The sequence below is a fragment of the Selenomonas sp. KH1T6 genome (assembly GCF_900108415.1).
Classification (GTDB): Bacteria; Bacillota; Negativicutes; order Selenomonadales; family Selenomonadaceae; genus Selenomonas_B; species Selenomonas_B ruminantium_A.
The window spans coordinates 42546-62400 of sequence record NZ_FNWN01000004.1 but is presented as its reverse complement, the minus strand read 5'-3'; the positions used below and the strand labels follow the sequence as shown (position 1 = coordinate 62400).

General features: G+C 53.6%; 21 protein-coding genes and 3 tRNA genes. 16 read left to right on the top strand and 8 right to left on the bottom strand.

Annotation, left to right across the window (positions count from 1 at the left end):
- Positions 1–111 precede the first annotated feature (111 nt).
- Positions 112–462 (top strand): helix-turn-helix domain-containing protein, encoded by a 351-nt coding sequence (locus BLW59_RS03930; RefSeq protein WP_074696385.1) that lies wholly within the window; start codon positions 112–114, stop codon positions 460–462.
- A 47-nt stretch (positions 463–509) separates the two neighbouring features.
- Here BLW59_RS03930 and BLW59_RS03925 read toward each other — a convergent pair whose 3' ends face one another.
- The 3 genes from BLW59_RS03925 to BLW59_RS03915 form a co-directional block, all read right to left on the bottom strand.
- Positions 510–1766: an ATP-binding protein gene (locus tag BLW59_RS03925; RefSeq protein WP_074696383.1), complete on the bottom strand. Its 1257-nt coding sequence runs from the start codon at positions 1764–1766 to the stop codon at positions 510–512.
- A gap of 124 nt (positions 1767–1890) precedes the next feature.
- The gene (locus BLW59_RS03920; RefSeq protein ID WP_074696380.1) at positions 1891–2463 is read right to left on the bottom strand and encodes a chromate transporter; all 573 of its coding nucleotides are present in this window, start codon (positions 2461–2463) and stop codon (positions 1891–1893) included.
- An 11-nt stretch (positions 2464–2474) separates the two neighbouring features.
- Positions 2475–3059 (bottom strand): chromate transporter, encoded by a 585-nt coding sequence (locus tag BLW59_RS03915; RefSeq protein ID WP_029541078.1) that lies wholly within the window; start codon positions 3057–3059, stop codon positions 2475–2477.
- A 395-nt stretch (positions 3060–3454) separates the two neighbouring features.
- Here BLW59_RS03915 and BLW59_RS03910 point away from each other — a divergent pair, with 395 nt between their 5' ends.
- From BLW59_RS03910 to BLW59_RS03840, 15 genes are all read left to right on the top strand, one after another.
- The gene (locus tag BLW59_RS03910; protein WP_139283537.1) at positions 3455–4360 is read left to right on the top strand and encodes a radical SAM protein; all 906 of its coding nucleotides are present in this window, start codon (positions 3455–3457) and stop codon (positions 4358–4360) included.
- On the top strand, positions 4357–4545 hold the full coding sequence (locus tag BLW59_RS03905) for a ferredoxin (protein ID WP_074696378.1): 189 nt from the start codon (positions 4357–4359) through the stop codon (positions 4543–4545). Before BLW59_RS03910 ends, BLW59_RS03905 begins: the two co-directional genes overlap by 4 nt.
- A gap of 68 nt (positions 4546–4613) precedes the next feature.
- Positions 4614–5051 (top strand): hypothetical protein, encoded by a 438-nt coding sequence (locus BLW59_RS03900; protein ID WP_074696376.1) that lies wholly within the window; start codon positions 4614–4616, stop codon positions 5049–5051.
- Positions 5041–5253: a hypothetical protein gene (locus BLW59_RS03895; protein ID WP_074696374.1), complete on the top strand. Its 213-nt coding sequence runs from the start codon at positions 5041–5043 to the stop codon at positions 5251–5253. Before BLW59_RS03900 ends, BLW59_RS03895 begins: the two co-directional genes overlap by 11 nt.
- A gap of 213 nt (positions 5254–5466) precedes the next feature.
- Positions 5467–5679, top strand: a complete 213-nt coding sequence (gene tatA, locus BLW59_RS03890) for a twin-arginine translocase TatA/TatE family subunit (RefSeq protein WP_029541070.1) — start codon at positions 5467–5469, stop codon at positions 5677–5679.
- Between the two features lie 44 nt (positions 5680–5723).
- Entirely contained in the window at positions 5724–6473 is a 750-nt protein-coding gene (gene tatC, locus BLW59_RS03885; protein WP_318253501.1) for a twin-arginine translocase subunit TatC, read from the top strand.
- A 33-nt stretch (positions 6474–6506) separates the two neighbouring features.
- Positions 6507–7967 carry a menaquinone biosynthesis decarboxylase gene (locus BLW59_RS03880; RefSeq protein WP_074696372.1) on the top strand — a complete coding sequence of 487 codons (1461 nt, stop codon included), beginning with the start codon at positions 6507–6509 and terminating at the stop codon, positions 7965–7967.
- The gene (locus tag BLW59_RS03875) at positions 7964–8812 is read left to right on the top strand and encodes a 4-hydroxybenzoate octaprenyltransferase (protein WP_318258304.1); all 849 of its coding nucleotides are present in this window, start codon (positions 7964–7966) and stop codon (positions 8810–8812) included. Before BLW59_RS03880 ends, BLW59_RS03875 begins: the two co-directional genes overlap by 4 nt.
- A 68-nt stretch (positions 8813–8880) precedes the next feature.
- Positions 8881–9759, top strand: coding sequence for a bifunctional methylenetetrahydrofolate dehydrogenase/methenyltetrahydrofolate cyclohydrolase FolD (gene folD, locus BLW59_RS03870; RefSeq protein ID WP_074696368.1), 879 nt, complete (start codon positions 8881–8883; stop codon positions 9757–9759).
- Positions 9760–9784: 25 nt separating this feature from the next.
- Positions 9785–11452, top strand: a complete 1668-nt coding sequence (locus BLW59_RS03865; RefSeq protein ID WP_074696366.1) for a formate--tetrahydrofolate ligase — start codon at positions 9785–9787, stop codon at positions 11450–11452.
- A 115-nt stretch (positions 11453–11567) separates the two neighbouring features.
- Entirely contained in the window at positions 11568–12851 is a 1284-nt protein-coding gene (locus tag BLW59_RS03860; protein WP_074696364.1) for an SGNH/GDSL hydrolase family protein, read from the top strand.
- A 21-nt stretch (positions 12852–12872) separates the two neighbouring features.
- Entirely contained in the window at positions 12873–13691 is an 819-nt protein-coding gene (locus BLW59_RS03855) for an HAD family hydrolase (protein ID WP_074696362.1), read from the top strand.
- Positions 13692–13836: 145 nt separating this feature from the next.
- Positions 13837–15357 (top strand): RNA-binding domain-containing protein, encoded by a 1521-nt coding sequence (locus tag BLW59_RS03850; RefSeq protein ID WP_074696360.1) that lies wholly within the window; start codon positions 13837–13839, stop codon positions 15355–15357.
- Between the two features lie 192 nt (positions 15358–15549).
- Positions 15550–16398 carry a histidinol-phosphatase gene (locus tag BLW59_RS03845; RefSeq protein WP_074696358.1) on the top strand — a complete coding sequence of 283 codons (849 nt, stop codon included), beginning with the start codon at positions 15550–15552 and terminating at the stop codon, positions 16396–16398.
- Between the two features lie 297 nt (positions 16399–16695).
- Positions 16696–16905, top strand: coding sequence for a hypothetical protein (locus tag BLW59_RS03840; protein WP_029541050.1), 210 nt, complete (start codon positions 16696–16698; stop codon positions 16903–16905).
- 123 nt (positions 16906–17028) lie between these two features.
- Here the strand turns inward: BLW59_RS03840 and BLW59_RS03835 are convergent.
- The 5 genes from BLW59_RS03835 to dhaL form a co-directional block, all read right to left on the bottom strand.
- Positions 17029–17103 (bottom strand) — tRNA-Glu (locus tag BLW59_RS03835).
- Positions 17104–17106: 3 nt separating this feature from the next.
- Positions 17107–17181, bottom strand: a tRNA-Glu gene (locus BLW59_RS03830).
- A 3-nt stretch (positions 17182–17184) separates the two neighbouring features.
- Positions 17185–17259: transfer RNA gene (locus BLW59_RS03825), tRNA-Glu, on the bottom strand.
- 53 nt (positions 17260–17312) lie between these two features.
- Positions 17313–18773 carry a glutamate--tRNA ligase gene (gene gltX, locus BLW59_RS03820; RefSeq protein WP_029541031.1) on the bottom strand — a complete coding sequence of 487 codons (1461 nt, stop codon included), beginning with the start codon at positions 18771–18773 and terminating at the stop codon, positions 17313–17315.
- A gap of 299 nt (positions 18774–19072) precedes the next feature.
- Entirely contained in the window at positions 19073–19696 is a 624-nt protein-coding gene (gene dhaL, locus BLW59_RS03815; protein WP_074696356.1) for a dihydroxyacetone kinase subunit DhaL, read from the bottom strand.
- Between the last annotated feature and the right edge of the window lie 159 nt (positions 19697–19855).

Below are 19855 nucleotides of genomic sequence, written 5' to 3'. Positions count from 1 at the left end.
TTCAAACCTTCTCAATAAATGAAGAAACGCACACAGATACCTGTTGATTTACCATGAAAGGGGGCAAATCCTGTCTGTTGCTGCAACAGGCGACTGGGGAGTAAGACTGCTATGGTTTGGAAGAATAAGTTCCATGAACGGATCAATGAATTGTGGAAACGGGCCAAAGACGAGAATCGCAAACTGACGCAGGCTGAGTATGCCGGGCGCCTGGGGGTCACAAGAAATGCTCTTATGGGCTGGCTTCGGGGATCTGGGCAGCTGGATGCAGACGGCCTTGTCCGCATTGCCTGCACAGAAAATGTCAGCCTGTCTTGGTTGCTGGGGGATGAACGGCCCAAAACTCAGAATGAGCTGCTCCAGGATGAGCAGACTATGCTGCAGCTTTTTAGAAGCGTCAGCTCAGAGCACAAAAATAATCTGCTGGTGCTGGCTCAGCTATTTCAAAAGCATGATGGATAGCAACCGCACAATAATACGGTGTATTAAATTTTTCCTCACAGATTAGATTACATCCCCAGCATATATACAGGATACGTCCAGGCTTCCTCGTTGATAGGGCGCATCTTTTCGCAAGTATCTATAACCAGCCCGGTTTTTATGGGCTGGTTGTATTTTTTTAGGACAGAGAAATTCTTGGTGGGGCTGTTGGGATTCAGGCCTTTTTTTATTTCTATGGGATAGATACTGTCTTGCTGGACATAGATAAGGTCTACCTCTTTTTGGTCTATATCCCTGTAGTAGAAAAGATAAGCCTTGGGGTCAAGGCCGTGGGCATGGGCGTTTTTCAGGATTTCGCTTACCACATAGGTTTCGAAGAAAGCACCACTCATGGCGCAGCTTTCCAGCATTTCGGCATTGGGCCATTTACAGAGATAGGCGCAGAGGCCCGTATCCATGAAATAGACCTTTGGAGCCTTGATGATGCGCTTGGACATTTTGGCCATATAGGGTTGCAAGAGAAAGATAATGCCGGAGGTTTCAAGTATGGAAAGCCATCTTTTGCAGGTGCGGGTGTCGATGCCCACGGCATTGGCTAGCTCTCCGGGATGGAATTCTTGGGCGGTGCGCAGGGCCAGGAGGGAAATGAAGTTGCGGAAGGTAAGTTCATTGTCGGCGGCGATTATTTTGCGGATGTCTTTCTCGATGTAGGTATTGACATAGGACTTGAAGTATAGTTCTCGCTCGGATACTTGGGTGCAGATGTCCGGCATACCGCCTTGGAAGATGTCCGCAAAGATTTCCTTGCGGGAGCGATAGGGGATTTTCAGTTGTTTCTCACGCTTGAGCAGTAGGGGGATTTCCGGCTGAAAAAGGCTGCCGATGGAGTTTTGCTTTTCTGCTTGGGAAAAGGAGGTCATTTCCAGGATCCCGCAGCGTCCGGCCAGTGAATCAGATACCCCTTGCTGGAGTTCGAAGCGGTTGGAGCCACTGAGAATATACATGAGCTGTCGAGTCTGGTTGCTGTTCAGCCAGGCTAGCCGCTGTTCGTCTATGCGCTTCTTTATCTCATCGAGCAGCAGAGGAGCTTTTTGTATTTCATCAATGACTAGGGGCCAGCCGTAGGTTTCGAGGAACAGCTTGGGATTGTTTAGGGCAAGGTTGCGATCCTCTGCATCGTCTAAGGTAACTTTGGCGTAGTTTTCGCCAAAGATGTGATTGATGGTGGTGGACTTGCCTACTTGTCTGGCACCGTATATGACAATGCAGGGAAATGATTCGCCCATCTTCTTGATGGCTTCTTCAATAGTACGATTTATATACATATTTTGTTACCTTTCGATCAAATCAGCAGTGGATTGTTTGTTTAATCGAAGTATAGCAAAAAAATCCGATTAAATCAACAGTGGAATGTCGATTTAATCGGACTGCCCTTTTGAAAATGAGGTCTTAGAAGAATTTTCCCATCATGCCCAGCAGGAGGCCGCAGACGCCTGAGCCTGCCAACAGTTTGATGACGCTGACCTTCAGGCGTACGGCGATGAAGGTGGCTATGAGCATGATGATGCCGATGGGGTCGAGGTTTTCGAGGGGACTGGCGGGCAGGGTTTCTTCGTTCCAGAGGGAGAGGATGACGAAGCCCAGGCCGGCTGAGCAGATGAGGGCGATGACGGCGGGGCGCAGGCCGTTCAGGATGCCGCGGATGATGCCGATGTCACCGTACTTGAAAAAGAGCTTGGCCACGATGATGCAAAGAATCAGGGAGGGAGTGACGAAGCCAAAGGTGGCCAGGATGGCACCGGCTGTGCCTGCCACTTTCATGCCGGCGAAGGTGGCGGCGTTGATGCCGATGGGGCCGGGGGTCATTTGGGAGATGGTGAAGATATCCACGAACTCGCTGAGGGTCAGCCAGTGGTTGCCGTCCACCACGGCGGCCTGGATGAGAGGCATGGAGGCATAGCCGCCGCCTACGCAGAAGAGGCCTACTTTCACGAATTCCCAGTAAAGCAAAAGATAAATCATAGTAAGCCTCCTCAGTTATATCTGGCGCTGCGCATAAAGGCGAGGCCAATAAGGCCGTCCAGCACTACCAGCAGCATGATGTTGATATCGAAGCAGTAATTGGCGATAAAAGTGCCTGCGATGATGGCCAGTGGCAGAGCCAGTTTCTTTTTCAGCTGCTTCTTCAGGAGGTCATAAGCCACGTTCACGATGATGGCCGTGGCACCGCACTGCATGCCCTTCAGGGCGTAGCGCACGTATTCGTTGTTGGCGAAAAGTTCATAGAAGCAGGAAATGATGGAAATGGTGATCAGCGGCGGCAAGATGGTGGCGAAAAGGGCGGTGAGGGTGCCAGCAAGTCCCGCCATGCGATAGCCCAGCATGATGGCGGAGTTGCAGGCCACCACCCCCGGCATGGACTGGGCAATGGAAACCAGGTTCAGGGTTTCCTTGTCGTCCAGCCAGCCGTATTCGTCAACATATTTGGCCCTTAGCAGGGGGATGATTACAAAGCCGCCCCCCACGGTAAAGGCGCTGATGAGAAAGGTGGATTTGAAAAGCTCCCAGAAAAAATGGGGCGTGGATTTTCGCACTTGGGCAAGTTCTTCTTCGGACATGAAATTCCTCCTTATGAATAATGCTTTATAATTATAACACTATGCTCATATCTTAAAAGACTTTTTAGACAAATTTCATACAATACCCTTGCCAACCGTTATGGCAGGTGTTAGCCTTTTGGTAAGTAACTATATAAAAAATATTGATTGAGAGTATAACTATTAGGATTGCTCCGTAAATCGTAGGCCTTACCTGCCCCGTGAAACGGGGAAGGGGGACCGCCGTTAGGCGGTGGAAGGGGCGAAGGTAACGTAACGGCTTCGATTCCCCCTTCCACCGGCTTCGCCGGTCCCCCTCCCCCGCAAGCGGTGGAGGTAAGACATACTAGAAGAGTAGTTCTCCTAAATATAAAAATACACTGCTCACAAGTATAATATAGCAAGGAGTAGGTGAAATGATAGACCTGAATAATTGTCGCCTATGCCCTAGGGATTGCGGCGTGGATAGATATAAGGGGACCGGCTTCTGTGGGGCAGGAGATAAGGCTAGGGTGGCCCTTGTCTCCCTGCATCCTTGGGAGGAACCCTGCCTCACGGGTGAAAAGGGGGCGGGGACGGTGTTCTTCTCCTATTGCAACCTGCGCTGCTGTTTCTGCCAGAACCATGAAATCAGCCACGGGGGCAAGGGGGAGGAAGTGACTGAGGTGCGTCTGGCTGAGATTTTCCTGGAGCAGCAGGAGCGGGGGGCGGCCACGCTGGATTTGGTGACACCCACCCACTATGTGCCACAGATCATCAGCGCCCTTGGCCTTGCCAGGGCCAAAGGATTCAGACTGCCTGTGGTCTACAATTCCAGCGCTTATGAAAAAGTCGGAACCATCGAAGCCTTGAAGGGCATGGTGGATATCTACCTGCCGGACTTGAAATATTTCAGCGGGGAAAGCGCCAGGGCTTACTCTGAGGCAAAGGATTATCCTGAGACTGCCAAAGCTGCCATCAGGGCCATGTTCCATCAGGTGGGGCCCCTGCAGTTCCGTGAGGACGGCAGTCTTGAGAGCGGCGTTATTGTCCGTCACATGGTGCTGCCAGGACACCGCCATGAGAGCATGGAGATTCTGGACTGGCTCTGGCAGGAGTTTGGGGATGAGGTGCAGCTAAGTCTCATGAGCCAGTATACCCCCATGTATCGGGCAGGAGAGCATAAGAACCTGAGCCGCCGCCTTACCACCTTTGAGTACGATTCTGTGGTGGAGCACGCGTTGAAGTTGGGCATTACCCGCTGCTACACCCAGGAACGCCGCGCTGCCAGCGAGGAATACGTGCCGGAGTTCGACGGCAGGGGCGTAAGGAGGCAGCCATGAGAGGATATGTGGACGAAAATCTTTGCGTAGCCTGCGGCCTCTGCGCCCAAGCCTGCCCCGAAGGCTTCCGCATGGGAGAGCAGGGGGTGGCAGAGGGTTATCGGGAACTGCCTGATTATGCCATAGACGATGCCCTGCAGGCAGCAGAGGACTGCCCGGTGGGGGCGATCAGGATAGGAAAATAATGCGAAAAAGCGAAAGCTTGCTACACGGTTTGGGCTGGTAGTATAATTGAATAAAGGGAGTGAATGGGATGCGGATATATTTTGATACTTGTTGCTACAACAGACCCTTTGATGATTTATCACAGAAGAGGGTACAGGAGGAAGCAGATGTAATATTGGCCATTGTTGCCCGCGCCTATTTGAATGATTGGGCAATAGTAGGCAGTGCTGCTCTGATGATGGAAATAGCAGCAATCTCAGATGAAGTTCGCAGGGAAAAGGTGTCTATAATGTACAGGATTGTCACAGAATCCGTGAAACGGGATGATTCTGTGATAGAAAGGTCAAAATATCTGCAACAGGAAGGAATGCACCCGATGGATAGCATTCATGCAGCCTTGGCTGAAAAGGCACAAGCTGTTTTCCTGACAGTTGACGATAAGCTGCTGAAAATATGCAAGAGATTGGGGCTTAATGCGATGAGTCCTGTGGAATGCCTAAGGGAGGTCGTTCAAAATGAAGGTTAATATCGAAAATCCTGCAGAAGTGGAGATGGTGGGGATGCTCGCTCTGCAGAAAGCCCTGGGACCTGTAGGCACAGTACGATTTCTTCAGCGTCTGAGTAAGGGAACTGGAGATTATACAAAGGAGAAATACGAAAGAAAAGAGCTTTCTATGGAGGAAGTTATGGCTGGCATGGATGCTATAGAATCTGCCCAGGAAAAGTGATTTTCGGGGGCGGTATTTTAGCGCCTGGAGACCTTTTTCGTGTGTGAATCGGATCGTCGCGTTATTCGCGGCGGTTTTTCTTTTGCCTCGGTAGGAAATTGGGCCGGTGCTATTGGCTTGAGGGGCTATCAAGATTTTGTCTGTCGACAAAATCTGAACAGTTGCGTTATAATGTATAATAGTTGTTTATAATAAGAAATGGGAGGAATCATAATGTTCGGTTTAGGTGTACCGGAACTTATTATCATTTTGATCATCGGCCTGGTGCTTTTTGGTCCTGGCAAGCTGCCTGATGTGGGCAAGGCTTTGGGCAAGAGCATACGGGAGTTCAAGTCTGCCACTACGGAGCCGGAGAAGTCTGAGGACAAGATGGTGAATGTGACGGAGCAGCCCAAGGAACTCTCCGAAAAGAATGATAAGGGCTGATGGCGTTGGCAGAGTTAGAAAATAACAAACAGGCAGAGCAGGCCTTGCCGGCGGCCCAGGCGGGCGGTGAGATCATCTCCGAGGTGACGGAGGCAGACGATGACGGCAGCATGAGCCTGACGGCCCATCTGACGGAGCTGCGGAGCCGCCTCATCAAGAGCCTCATTGCCGTGGCTCTGGGCAGCTGCGTAGGCTATTATTTCATCGAGACCATCATGCACTACCTCACTCTGCCCGTGGGCAAGCTCTACTTCATGCAGCCCTCGGAGGCCTTCTTCACCTACCTCAAGGTATCGGTGTTTGTGGGCTTCCTGCTGGCGCTGCCGGTGGTGTTCTTCCATGTGTGGCGGTTCTTTTTGCCTGCTCTCACGGTGCGGGAGCGCATGGTGCTGGGGCTTATCGTGCCCGCTTCGGTGGTGCTGTTTTTCATCGGCCTGGCCTTTTCCTTTTTCCTGGTGCTGCCTACGGCGGTGAAGTTCTTCATGGGCTTCGGGGGCGCGGATTTGGAGGCCATGTTCTCCGTGGGGAATTACTTTGATTTCGTGCTGACCTTCGTGCTGCCCTTCGGCTTTGTGTTCGAGCTGCCGCTCATTATCACTATCTTAGGCAAGATGGGGCTAGTGAGTTCGGCCTTTTTGGGGCGGCATTTCCGCATCGTGATATTCCTGTCCTTCGTGATAGGCGCCATCATCACCCCCACGCCGGACATCTTCACCCAGTCGATGATTGCCCTGCCCATGTTCCTGCTTTACGGAGTGGGGTATGTCATTGTCCGTTATGTTTTGCATAAGTAAGGAACAAACGGGCTTTTTTAAGGAGGAATCTCATTGGCATATAAGGATTTGCGCGAGTTCATGGAGGTGCTGGAAAGCCGGGGCCTCTTGAAGCGCGTCAAGACGGAAGTTGACCCGGAGTTGGAAATCACGGAGATTGTGGATCGCATTTCCAAAGGTCCGGCTGAGAAAAATGTGGCTATCCTCTTTGAGAACGTGAAAGGCTCCAAGATGCCTGTGCTCATCAATGCCTTTGGCAGCTATGAGCGCATGTCTCTGGCCATGGGCGTGGAGAAGCTGGACGACATTGCAGATGAGCTTAGGGAAATGTTGAAGCTGCCCTATGTGTCCCTGCAGAACAAGATGAGCGTGGTCACCATGATCCCCATGATCAAGCGGGCGGTGAATTTCCCCAAGTATGTGAAGTCCGCCCCCTGTCAGGAAGTGGTGGAGACGGAAAATCCCAATCTGGATGAAATCCCCATTCTCAAGTGCTGGCCGGAGGACGGCGGTCCCTTCGTGACCCTGCCGCTGGTCTTTACCAAGAATCCCAAGACAGGCAAGCGCAATGTGGGCATGTACCGCCTGCAGAAGTACGACAGCCGCACCACGGGCATGCACTGGCATATCCACAAGAACGGGGCGGAGAACTACCGTGACATGGAGGCTGCCGGAGGCGAGAAAATCGAGTGCGCGGTGGCCATCGGCACGGACCCTGTGCTGACTTATGCAGCTACGGCTCCCCTGCCCAGGGATATTGACGAAATGGTCTTTGCCGGATTCCTCAGGCACAAGTCTGTGGAAATGGTGAAGTGCAAGACCGTGGACATCGAGGTGCCAGCTACGGCGGAAATCATTCTGGAGGGCTATGTGCTGCCCCATGAGAGCCGCATTGAGGGACCCTTTGGCGACCATACGGGCTATTACTCTCTGGCAGACGAGTACCCCGTGTTCCATATCACTGCTATCACCCACAGGGAGAATCCCATTTACTTTGCCACGGTGGTGGGGCGTCCTCCCATGGAGGATGCGTATCTGGCCAAGGCTACGGAGCGTATCTTCCTGCCTCTCCTGCAGCAGATGCTGCCTGAGGTGAAGGATATCAATATGCCCATTGAGGGCGTTTTCCACGACTGCTGCATCGTTTCCATCAAGAAGCAGTTCCCCATGCACGCCCGGAAGGTCATGCACGCCCTCTGGGGCATGGGCCAGATGATGAACGTGAAGATGATCATCGTGGTGGATGATCATGTGGATGTGCAGGACTATGCCCAGGTGGCCTGGCGGGTGTTCAACAACATCGACGCCGACCATGACCTGGAAATCGTCCACGGCCCCCTGGATGTGCTGGATCATTCCTCACCCATGGCCAAGTGGGGCGCCAAGCTGGGCATTGATGCCACCAAGACCTGGCCCGAGGAGGGCCATGCTAGAGAGTGGCCTGAGGAAGTGGCCACCCCTGACGATATCAAGGCACGTGTAGATGCAAAATGGAAGGAGCTAGGACTGGATTGATTAGTTTGAAGGCCCATATCAATAACGTGGCCCTGCACCATACCATCTTCGACCTGCCCTTTGGCCTGATGGCTGCGGTTTTGGCCGCTGACGGGCACCCGGAGCCTATGGTGCTTCTCTGGGTGGCTCTGGCTATCACTACGGGGCGGGCTGCGGCTATGGCTATGGACAATCTGGCTGACCTGAAATACGACAGCCAGCAGCCCCGGCTTTCTTATCGTGCCATGGTGCGGGGGGAGATCACCAAGGGGGAGGCGAAGGTCTTCATTGTCATCTGCCTCTTGCTCATGGTCTTATCCGTGGCCCAGCTGCCGCCTATCTGCCTCTACCTTTTGCCGGTGGCGGCTATTCCCTGTCTGGTTTATCCTTATATGAAGCGCGTCACAGGCTGGGTGCATCTCTTCCTGGGCCTGGCTATTGCCATGGCTCCCGCCGGGGGCTGGGTGGCTGTCCGGGGCACTATTGATGCGCCCATGATTGTGCTGTGCACGGCAGTGGCCCTGTGGATTGGGGCCTTTGATGCCATGTACGGGGCACAGGATGAGGAATTCGACAAGAGCCAGGGGCTTCATTCCCTGGCGGTTTCCTATGGCGGTGTGGGGGCCTTCAGGATTTCCAAGGTGCTCCACTTGATTTGTGTTGCTTGTTTCTTTGCCGTGGGCATCATGCTCTCCCTGCATTCCCTTTACTTTGTGGGGGTGGGCATTGCCGCTGGCACTTTGTACTATCAGCACAGCATTGTGTCCCCTACGGATTTTTCCCGGGTGACCCAGGCTTATTTCCTGCGCAATGGCGTTGTCTCCGTGGCAATCTGCCTCTGCGCCTGGGTGAGCTATTATCTTTGAGTTGAACGTCGGCAGTATTACTGCCGGCGTTTTTCTGGTTATATTGAATGTATGATGGAGGGGTTTATTTGTCAGCAAGGATTCTTGAAGGAAAAGTTTTTGCCGGACAGTTCAAGGAGGACGCCAGGAAAAGGGCGGCAGCCCTGAAGGAAAAATACGGCGTGCAGCCGGGGCTGGCTGTCATCATCGTGGGCCATGACCCGGCTTCCGAGGTCTATGTGCGGAACAAGCACAAGGCCTGTGAGGAACTGGGCATCTATTCCGAGGTCATTGAAATGGCCGAGGACAGCTCCAAGGAAGAAATCTTAGCCAGGATTGACAGCCTGAACAAGGACGCGAAAATCCACGGCATCCTGGTGCAGCTCCCCCTGCCCAAGGCCCTGCGCTCCTCTGAGGAGGAAATCCTGGACAGCATTGACCCTGTGAAGGACGTGGACGGCTTCCACCCTGTCAATGTAGGACGCATGGTGAAGGGGGAGGAGGCTCTCTTGCCCTGCACCCCTCATGGCTGCCTGAAGATGCTGGAACTGGCGGGCATTGAAATTGAAGGGAAGAAAGCCGTAGTGGTGGGCCGCAGCAATATCGTGGGCAAGCCCATGCTGCACCTGCTGCTGGCCAGGAACGCCACCGTCACCATCTGCCATTCCCGCACGGAGAATCTGCCTGCGGTGACCCGGGAGGCGGATATCCTGGTGGCAGCCGTAGGATGTCCCAAGTTCATCACCGCCGATATGGTGAAGGAAGGGGCTACGGTCATTGATGTGGGCATCAACCGCCTGCCTCCTGCCGAGCCGGGAGCCAAGGGGAAACTTGTGGGTGATGTGGACTTCGAGGCCGCGCTCGAAGTGGCAGGAGCCATAACCCCCGTACCCGGCGGAGTGGGCCTCCTGACGGTGGCTATGCTGATGGAGAATGTGGTGCAGGCTGCGGAAATGCAGCTTGCCTGATAGTTTGGATGTAGGAGGAAAAGCCATGAAAAGCGATGTGGAGATTGCACAGGAAGCTAAAATGCAGCCTATCAAGGAAATTGCCGCCAGCCTGGGCCTTACTGAGGATGACCTGGAACTTTACGGCAAGTACAAGGCCAAGCTCACTGCCGAGGTCTGGAACAACGTGAAGGACAGGAAGAACGGCAAGCTGGTGCTGGTGACGGCCATCAACCCCACTCCTGCCGGAGAGGGCAAGACCACCACCAGCGTGGGCCTGGCCGATGCCCTGCACCGCATGGGCAGGAAAGTGAGCGTGGCTCTGCGTGAGCCTTCCCTGGGTCCCTGCTTCGGCCTCAAGGGTGGCGCTGCCGGGGGCGGCTATGCCCAGGTAGTACCCATGGAGGATATCAACCTGCACTTCACCGGGGATTTCCACGCCATCACCACCGCTCATAACCTGCTGGCAGCTGTCATAGACAACCATCTTCAGCAGGGCAATGCCCTGGACCTTGATGTGCGCCGCATTGTCTGGAAGCGGGTGCTGGACCTCAATGACCGGGCTCTCCGCCATGTGGTGGTGGGCATGGGGGGCAAGCCCCACGGGGTGCCCCGGGAGACGGGCTTCGACATCACCGTGGCTTCCGAGATGATGGCCATTCTCTGCCTGGCTTCCGACCTGCAGGACATGAAGAAGCGCCTGGGAGAGATTGTGGTGGCTTATACCCGCAGCGGCAGGGCAGTCAGGGCTGATGAGCTGGGGGTCACCGGGGCCCTCACCCTGCTGTTCAAGGATGCCATCAAGCCCAATCTGGTGCAGACCCTGGAGGGTACCCCTGCCTTTATCCACGGCGGTCCCTTCGCCAATATTGCCCACGGCTGCAACAGTGTCATGGCCACCAAGCACGCCCTGAAGCTTTCCGATATCGTGGTGACGGAGGCAGGCTTCGGCGCTGACCTGGGAGCTGAGAAGTTCCTGGATATCAAGTGCCGCTTCATGGGAGTGCATCCCGATGCGGTGGTGATTGTGGCTACCGTCCGCGCCCTCAAGATGCACGGCGGCCTGGCCAAAGACCAGCTGGGCAAGGTGGATATGGCGGCTCTGGAGAAGGGCCTGGCCAACCTTTCCAAGCACATAGAGAGCATCAAGGGCTTCGGCCTGCCCGCCGTGGTGGCTGTGAACGCATTCCCCACGGATACGGCAGAGGAACTGAAGTTCGTGGAGGCTGAGTGCAACAAGCACGGTGCCCAGGTGGCCATTTCCGAAGTCTGGGCCAAGGGCGGCGAGGGCGGCCAGGCGCTGGCAGAGAAGGTTCTTGCTGCCATGGAGCAGCCTGCTGACTTCCACCTTACCTATGAGGTGGAGCAGTCCATTCCCGAAAAGCTCACCGCCATTGCCAGGAAGATTTACGGGGCAGACAAGGTGGTTTTCGCGCCATCTGCCAAGAAGCAGCTGGAGGAAATCGAGGCCCTGGGCTTTGACAAGATGCCTGTCTGCGTGGCCAAGACCCAGTATTCCCTTTCCGATGACCCGGCTAAATTGGGGCGTCCTGAGGGCTTTGCCATCACCGTAAGGGAACTCAGAGTTTCTGCCGGAGCAGGCTTTATCGTGGCCCTTACCGGCAGCATCCTCACCATGCCGGGACTGCCTGCCCATCCTGCGGCAGAGAAGATGGATATTGACGCCGAAGGGCGCATTACCGGGCTGTTCTGATTGACAAAGACAGGCAGTGGCTCTTAAAATAGAATAAGGGATTTCCCGGGGCGCACCCGGGAAAAATACGGGCGGCATAACCTTGCCGCCTGCCTTATTGTAGGAGATTGGCAAAATGCGAGATATTGGTTCTTGTCATAAAAAGATACTGGCGGGGCTCATGTGCCTCTTTGCAGGAGTTTTCAGCCCTCAGGCCGCGTCGGCGGAAAGTGCCGCCGGCATCGAGTCGCAGCACATCAGTGAGCTGCGCTTTGAGTGGGAAACCATGCCCGGGGCTGTGCAGTACGAATTCGTCCTGCTGAAGGGCCCGGAGAACGTCAAAGAGAATGTGCTGCTGCGCCAGCGTGACATCTACACCAACGGAGTAGATGTGGAGGTCAGCCGTTTCAAAGACAAGATCAAGGACTGCTACTGGAAGGTCTGCGCCCTTGATTTCCATGGCAACTACATGGGCAGCTTCACTGAGCCAAAGCCTGTGGAGGGGGCTGAAGTGAATCCCTCTGCTCCCAAGCCCACCACGGAGTTTGAGAAGATGGACTATGCCCCCATGTACCCCGTCTATTCCTGGATTCCCCAGGCTGGGGCCAAGCATCATGAGGTGGAGGTCTACCGCAGGTCCTCCGGCGGGGATGTGCACATACGCACCTTGGATGCCGGGGAATATGATGTGTATGAATACTACGGCTACACCTATCCCGGCCAGTATTACTGGCGGGTGCGCTCTGTTTACCCTTCCGGAGAAAAGAGCAGCTGGTCGGAGCCGGCCTCCTTTTCCATCGGCGGGGAGCCAACGCCCATTGCGGCACTGGGCGACAGCATCACCCACGGGGGCGGGGCCGTGTCTGTGCCTCCCGGGTATCTGATGTATGACTGGGAAACCTATTGCCAGGTGCCTGTGAAGAACCTGGGGGTCAGCGGCAACACCACGGCGGCCATGCTGGAGCGTTTTGAGGACGATGTCCTGCCCTGGAAGCCCAGGCTTCTGGTAATCATGGGGGGCGTAAATGATTTCCGGGCAGGAACCTTGGGCTGGGAGACTGTGCAGAACCTCTCTGCCATCAGCGAGAAGTGCCATGCCTATGGCATTATCCCCGTGTTCCTGACGGCTACGCCCATCAATGCAGATTACATGGTGCACCGCATAGCGGGCATCGAAGTGCCGCCCCCGGACTGGCAGGCACATCAGCGCTATGTGAATGACTGGATCCTCCAGCAGCCCTACAGCGTGGACGTATCCAGCGCTCTTACGGATGGTGCGGGCAATTTGCGGGGGGATTATACCAGCGACGGCCTGCACCCGGATTACTTCGGCAAGAAGTACATCGGCGAAAGGGTGGGGGCATACCTGCAGCAGCATTTTGGCTGGCTTACTCAGGGTCTTACCAAGAAATCCTATTGACATGAGGTTAGGAGTGGCACAATGATAAAAATCATCTTTTCGGATATGGACGGGACGCTTTTGGACGAGCAGGGCAACCTGCCGGAGGAATTTCCCCAGGTCATAGAGGAAATGAAGTCTTACGGGGTGCTCTTTGCCCCTGCCTCCGGGCGTCAGTATTACTCCCTGCTGGACAGTTTCTCGGACTACAAAGATGATTTTCTCTTTGTGGCGGAAAACGGCACCCTGGTGAAGCAGGGGGGCAAGGAGCTTTTCTCCAGCCCCATGCCCAGGAAGCTTGCCCTGAAGGTCATCAAGGATGGCCTGGCCAATACTCCCGGCTATGGAGTGGTTTGCGGCAAGAAAAGCGCCTATGCCCTGCATGAGCAGTACACGGAGGAATTCCAGGCAGAAATGCACAAGTACTTCACCCATGCCCTGGCAGTGGATGGCTTTGATGATCTGGATGACGATATCATCAAGGTGTCCTTCTTCGACCCCACGGCCAATGCGGACAAGACCCTCTATCCCTATCTGAAGAAATTCAATGGCCGCCTGCAGGTGGTGCTGGCCAGCGCCTACTGGGTGGATATCATCGGCTTCGGCATCAACAAGGGCATCGCCATCCAGCAGGTGCAGAAGAAGTTGAAGATCACCCCCAAGGAGTGCGCTGCCTTTGGCGACTACATGAATGACGCGGAGATGATGAGCTCTGTGTACTACAGCTATGCTATGGCCAATGCCCACCCCAAGGTGAAGGAACTGGCCCGCTTTGAGGCCAAGAGCAACGCCGAGCACGGCGTCATGGTGCAGATCCGCGAGCTTTTGAAGAGCGGTCTCTGCGGCGAGAAGAAGAGTTGATATAGGATAAATAACACTGCTCCGCAGAAGCAAATGCCTTTGCGGAGCAGTGTTATTTTATTCAACTTGCCCTCTAACTTACCCCTATGTTAAAATAAGGGGAAGTTAGAGGGCTTCTGTTTTGCCAGGGGAGGGGAAGATATCTATGGCACTGCCAATAAACATCGAGGACTTGCTTCATCAAAGAAAAGTAGAGCGTACACGCATAGAGTATAAGTCTGACTGGAATCCTGAGCCGATTATCCATACGCTGACTGCTTATGCCAATGATTTTGACAATATGGGGGGCGGCTATATCCTGATAGGTGTAGGGGAGGAAAATGGCAGGCCGGTGCTTCCGTTGACGGGCTTGCCAGCGGAAGATATTGATGAAATACAGATGGATCTTTTGAATAAGTGCAACTTCATTGAGCCACGCTATATTCCTGTCATAGAACCCTGCGTTATAGATGGCAAGCATATCGTAGTTTTGTGGGCGCCTGGTGGTGAGGACAGACCTTATCGATGCCCTGAAAAGATATACACAGACAAGGGGGGCAGGAAAAGCAACAAAGCATATTACATCAGAAAAGGTGCACGAACGATAAAGGCAAATCACAATGAGGAACGGGAACTTATTTCGGCGGCCCGTGATATTCCGTTCGATGACCGCATCAACTATCAAGCGGATGTGGCAGACCTAAAGCCAGCTCTGCTGACCGATTATCTGCATACTGTAGGCAGCAGCCTGTATCAGTCTGTCATGGAGCGTCCGGTTGAAGAGGTGGGGACGGATATGCAGATTGTTCGGGGACCGTCGGAATACAGGAAGCCTGTGAATGTGGGACTGATGTTTTTCAACGATAATCCCGAACGTTTTTTTTCCTGTGCCCGGATAGAAGTAGTAGACAAGCCTGACCCCACCGGCAGGGGGATGACAGAGAAAGTATTCAGGGGGCCGCTGGACAAGCAGCTCCGCGATGCCTTGGCTTATATGCGGAACTACATCATCAAGGAGTACGTGACCAAGGTTCCCGACAGCGAGCTGGCTGTCCGTGCCTATAATTGGCCGTATGCTGCTGTAGAGGAAGCTCTGAGCAATGCGGTCTATCATAAGTCCTATCAGATACATGAACCTATCACTGTCATGGTCACCCCTGAAAAGATGGAGATAACCAGCCTGCCGGGTCCGGACAGGTCTATTTCTGACGAGAGCCTGGAAAGAAGAGTGCTGGTGTCCAGAAGATATCGCAACAGGAGGATAGGCGACTATCTGAAGGAACTGGACATAGTGGAGGGCAGGAACACGGGAGTTCCTACCATTTTGGCAGCCATGCGCAAGAATGGCTCCGGGCTACCCTCGTTTGAGACCGATGAGGAGAGGAGCTACTTCGTGACGATACTTCCTGTTCATCCGTTCTTTTTGAGGAACAATAATCATCCTGAAGTAGATAATGCGCCTGCAGCCTCTGGCAGGAGGAGTCGGGGGGATATTGAGAAGCTGGTGCTCAAAGCCTTGTCAGAATCAGGAGCTCTTTCCACCAATGAAGTGGCAGCTGCATTGGGATACAAAAAGACCACAGATACACTGCGCATTGTGGTGGAAAATCTTATGAAGGCGGGGAAATTGGCATATTTATATCCTGATAAGCCCAGAAGCAGGAATCAAAAACTTTGCCTTGTATAATTCATAACGAGTACAAGATGTCCCCGCTCCATAAGTGGGGACGGCAAATTACTAACAGGCGGCGGGGTGATATCTCCCGTCTCGTTGAAACGCTGATTGGAAGATTTTGCCTGCGGCAAAATGTGAACAATTGCGTTATAAAGGTGAGAACTATGGCTGGAGATTATTTCCTGCCGGGAAAGGGGAAAGACGATGAAGACAGACTATCACATGCACTTTGAGAAGGGGTCCTACGACAAAGATTGGGTGGAGGGGTTCTTTCAGGCGGCTGAAGAGAGGGGATTGGAGGAAATCGGCATTTCCGAGCACTCCCACACCTTCCCGGAGTTCAAGGAGCTTTACTACGAGGATTTGATACTGGACGATTCCTTTGTGGGTTCCTTCCAGCAGCAGTGGCTGAAGAGCAATAAGTTCAAGTACACCATAGACGAATACTTTGCCTTCATGCACGAGCTGCAGAAGGATCATCAGGTGAAGATTGGCATGGAGGTCTGCAACTTCCAGGACCAGGGCAAGGTGGCAGATATACTGAAGGACTATGACTTTGACTACCTGATAGGCTCTGTCCACTTCCTGCGGGGGTGGGCCTATGATTCGGCAGAAATCAAGGCAGAGTGGGAGAACCATGACCTGAGGGAAATCTACGAGTGGTATACGGAAGAAGCAGAGAAGCTGGCAGACTCCGGCCTCTATGATGTGCTGGGACACCCCTTCAACATCCGTCTGTTCAAGATCCTGCCTGATTTCGATGTGACACCCTATCTGGAGAGGGTAGCCAGGGCGCTGCATAAGGCAGGCATGGGGATTGATGTGAATACAGGCACCTACTACCGCTATCCCATTGAGGAAATCTCTCCCTATCCTGATTTCATGAAAGCAGCAGCGAAGTATGACCTGCCCCTGATTATCACATCTGATGCCCACCAGCCCAAGGACTGCGGTGCTTACCATGAGGAGGCTGTCAGATACGCCCGCTCCTTTGGTTTTGCCAAGGCGTGGAACTTTTCCCAGCGGAAAAAGCAGCTGACTGAGCTTTTATGAGAAGTTTATTAGATTTGTGAAATAATAATGAAAATTAATTAAATTCTTGACTAATTGCAGTCAAAGAGTGTATAATAAGCCCAGATGTTGGGGAAAGGGGAAGCCCACCCAAGATTTGGACTTATATTTTTTATGGCAATGTTTGTAGGGATGCTTAAGTTTTGAGAGGAAATGGACGATAATACTTGTGAGAAGACCTGGTCGAAGGAAAGTGGTCCAGGTGGCCGGCGTACGGTGTCGTGGATGGCACTGAATAACGCTGGTGCGTAATCGCACAAGGGACAAGGAGGAATTATCATGAAGATACAGATTTATTCTCAGTGGATGGAAGATGTATTTATTCCTGCAAGGGTGAAACAATTCACCAAGGCAGCAAAGCTGATGGGCTGTCAAAGCTTCGTGGCCTATGCAAGTGACGCAGGTCATGATAAATGTGTGGATGAACGCGCTGCTGTGGGACAGTGGCTGGATAGAGCATGCGAGCAGGTCGCAGAAAGCGTAGCATAAATGAATAACGACGAACATTGCCAGAAGAAATAGCGCAGGCCGGAAAAAGAGGCCTGCGCTGTTTTTATTTGGGAAAGAGAGGATGCAAAAAAGCCCGAAGCATTGCTTCGGGCTGTAATTCACTGGTGACGCCTATGGGATTCGAACCCATGAACCCGCCGTGAGAGGGCGGTGTCTTAACCACTTGACGAAGGCGCCGGTTGGTGACTCCTATGGGATTCGAACCCATGAACCCGCCGTGAGAGGGCGGTGTCTTAACCACTTGACGAAGGCGCCGGTTGGTGACTCCTATGGGATTCGAACCCATGAACCCGCCGTGAGAGGGCGGTGTCTTAACCACTTGACGAAGGCGCCACTATTCAATTTAAGTCTTAAGGACGCTGCCCTTAGGAACAGAAATAATTATATTACAAAGTGGAGAGGTTTGCAAGACTTTTTTTCAATCTTTCCAAAGAAATTTTTCTGCCCAGCATTTCTAACAGCTCCGTAGCACCACCAGGGGTGACGCTCTGGCCTGCTACGGCAATGCGCAGCACCCACATGGCCAGGCCCTTCTTCAGTTCCTTTTCGGCGATGTAGGCTTCCAGCCTGGCATAGAGATTGTCGTTGTTCCAGCCGTCCTCGTCGATGGTCTCCAGCAGGGCGATCATATCAGGCAGCAGTTCCTGAGCCTTTTCCACCGTGACCTTGTTGCGCTTGTTCACGTAAAGAGAAGCATCAAAGGCAGGCTGCTCGATGAGGAAGGCAATCTGCTCGCCAATCTCGCCGAAGCGGGCCACGCGGGTGCGCAGCAGGGAGCAGAGTTTGTTCCAGTTCTTCTCAAGGTAGTCGGGCACATTTTCTACAAAGCCCTTGGCGCGCTCAGCAAATTCCTCGTCGCTCATGGCCTTGAGGTACTCGCCGTTGAGCCAGCCCAGCTTGTCATAGTCAAAGACAGCAGGGGACTTGGACAGGCCTTCCAGGGAGAAGGCAGAGATGAGCTCTTCCATGGAGAAGATTTCCTGATTGGTGGTCTTGGGGTTCCAGCCGAGAAGTGCCACATAGTTGGTGATGGCCTCAGGCAGATAGCCCATCTTCACCAGATCGTCAAAGCTGGTGGCGCCGTGGCGCTTGGAGAGCTTGGAAACGCTGCCGTCCTCGTTCTTGCCCATGACGGGAGCCAGGTGGATGAAGGTGGGCAGTTCCCAGCCGTAGCCCTGATAGAGCAGCACATGCTTCGGGGTGGATGTGATGAACTCTGCCCCGCGGATGATATGGGTGACGCCCATGAGGTGGTCGTCGATGACGTTGGCGAAGTTGTAGGTGGGCATGCCGTCACGCTTCAGGAGCACCTGATCCTCCAGCTCGCTGTTGGGGATGGTGATGTTGCCGTGGAGCACGTCAAAGTAGGTGGTTTCGCCGGTGAGAGGCATCTTCTGGCGGATGACGTAGGGATCGCCATTGTCCAGATGAGCCTTGATTTCCTCCTGGGAAAGGTCGCGGCAGGTGCGGTCATAGCCGCCGAACTCGCCGGTGGAGTGGTTCTCGTCCGGGTTGCAGAAGCAGTAGTAGGCATGGCCCAGCTCTACCAGCTTCTCAGCGTATTCCTTGTAGATCTCCATGCGCTCGCTCTGGACATAGGGACCAAAGTCGCCGCCGATGTCCGGGCCTTCGTCCGGCACGATGCGGGCAGCGTCCAGGGTGCGGACGATGAAGTCCACGGCGTCAGCCACGTAACGGGCACGGTCCGTGTCCTCGATGCGCAGGATGAAGGTGCCCTTCTGGCTCTTGGCGAACAGGTAGCCGTAGAGGGCGGTGCGCAGGTTGCCGATGTGCATATAACCCGTGGGGCTGGGAGCGAAACGGGTGCGGACTTGTTTCTCAGTCAATTTTCTTCCTCCTATAAATAAGACACGTTCATTTTCGTTTAACTTAATAAAGGAACCGCTGATAAAATGAAGTTGTCCAGATTGGCGTAGATTGCTTGTTCTTCACAAGGCGACAAACCGCAGGCATAGCAACGCTATGTCGAGGATTTGTTAACGCAGTGAGGACAAGCAAGATGCGTCAAGATGGGCTGCTGAATTTATCAGTGGTTCCTAAAGTATACTACATGATAATGTAAAAGAAAAGGACATTAAAATCCTCCCCCAAGGCATTTTGGGGGAGGAAGGGGATTCCTTGGAAATTACTTTTTCAGGAAAGCGTAGAGGGCGCGGTACATGAGCATGGAGCTGACAGCACCGGGATCCTCGTAGCCAATGCTGCGCTCGCCTACGAGACTTGCGCGGCCCTTCTTGGCGGCGATGGTCTTAGTGTAGTCCACACCGGCCTTGGCAGCGTGGCTGGCTTCTTCCAGTACGGCAAAGAGGCTCTTGCCTTCGGCGTTTTCCGGCAGGAAGCACTGATGGATGGGAATCAGCACGTCCAGCATGGTCTTGTCGCCCTTCTCGGCGCGGCCGCGGGTCTGGATGCCCTTGATGGCAGCACCCAGGAGCTTCTCAAAGCTCTTGATGTTCATGGCAGTATCATCATCACAGGCTTTGGCAGCCTTCAGGAAGCCGGTGCCATAGAGGGGGCCGGCGGCACCGCCCACGTTCTCGATCAGGGTCTGGCCAATGGTCTCCAGCACCGGACCGGGCTTGGTGGTGTCTGCCATTTCGTCTACGGCGTCCTGCACGGCAGAGAAGCCGCGGGCCATGTTGAGGCCATGATCGCCGTCACCTGTCTTGGCGTCCAAACTGCAGAGGTAATCCTTCTGGGCAATGATGGCAGCTGCTACAGCATCCAGGGCGTCTTTGATTCTGGTCATGAAAAATCTTTCTCCTTCTATATACTATACTCTTGCACACCTTTTGACTAAGGTTATATGTTAATTCATTATACCACATATAAGCTAGAGTACAAGTGTGAATTGACAGAAATATAAGAGCAGAGACACAAAGTTGCATTTGTCATATTTTTGTAGTGA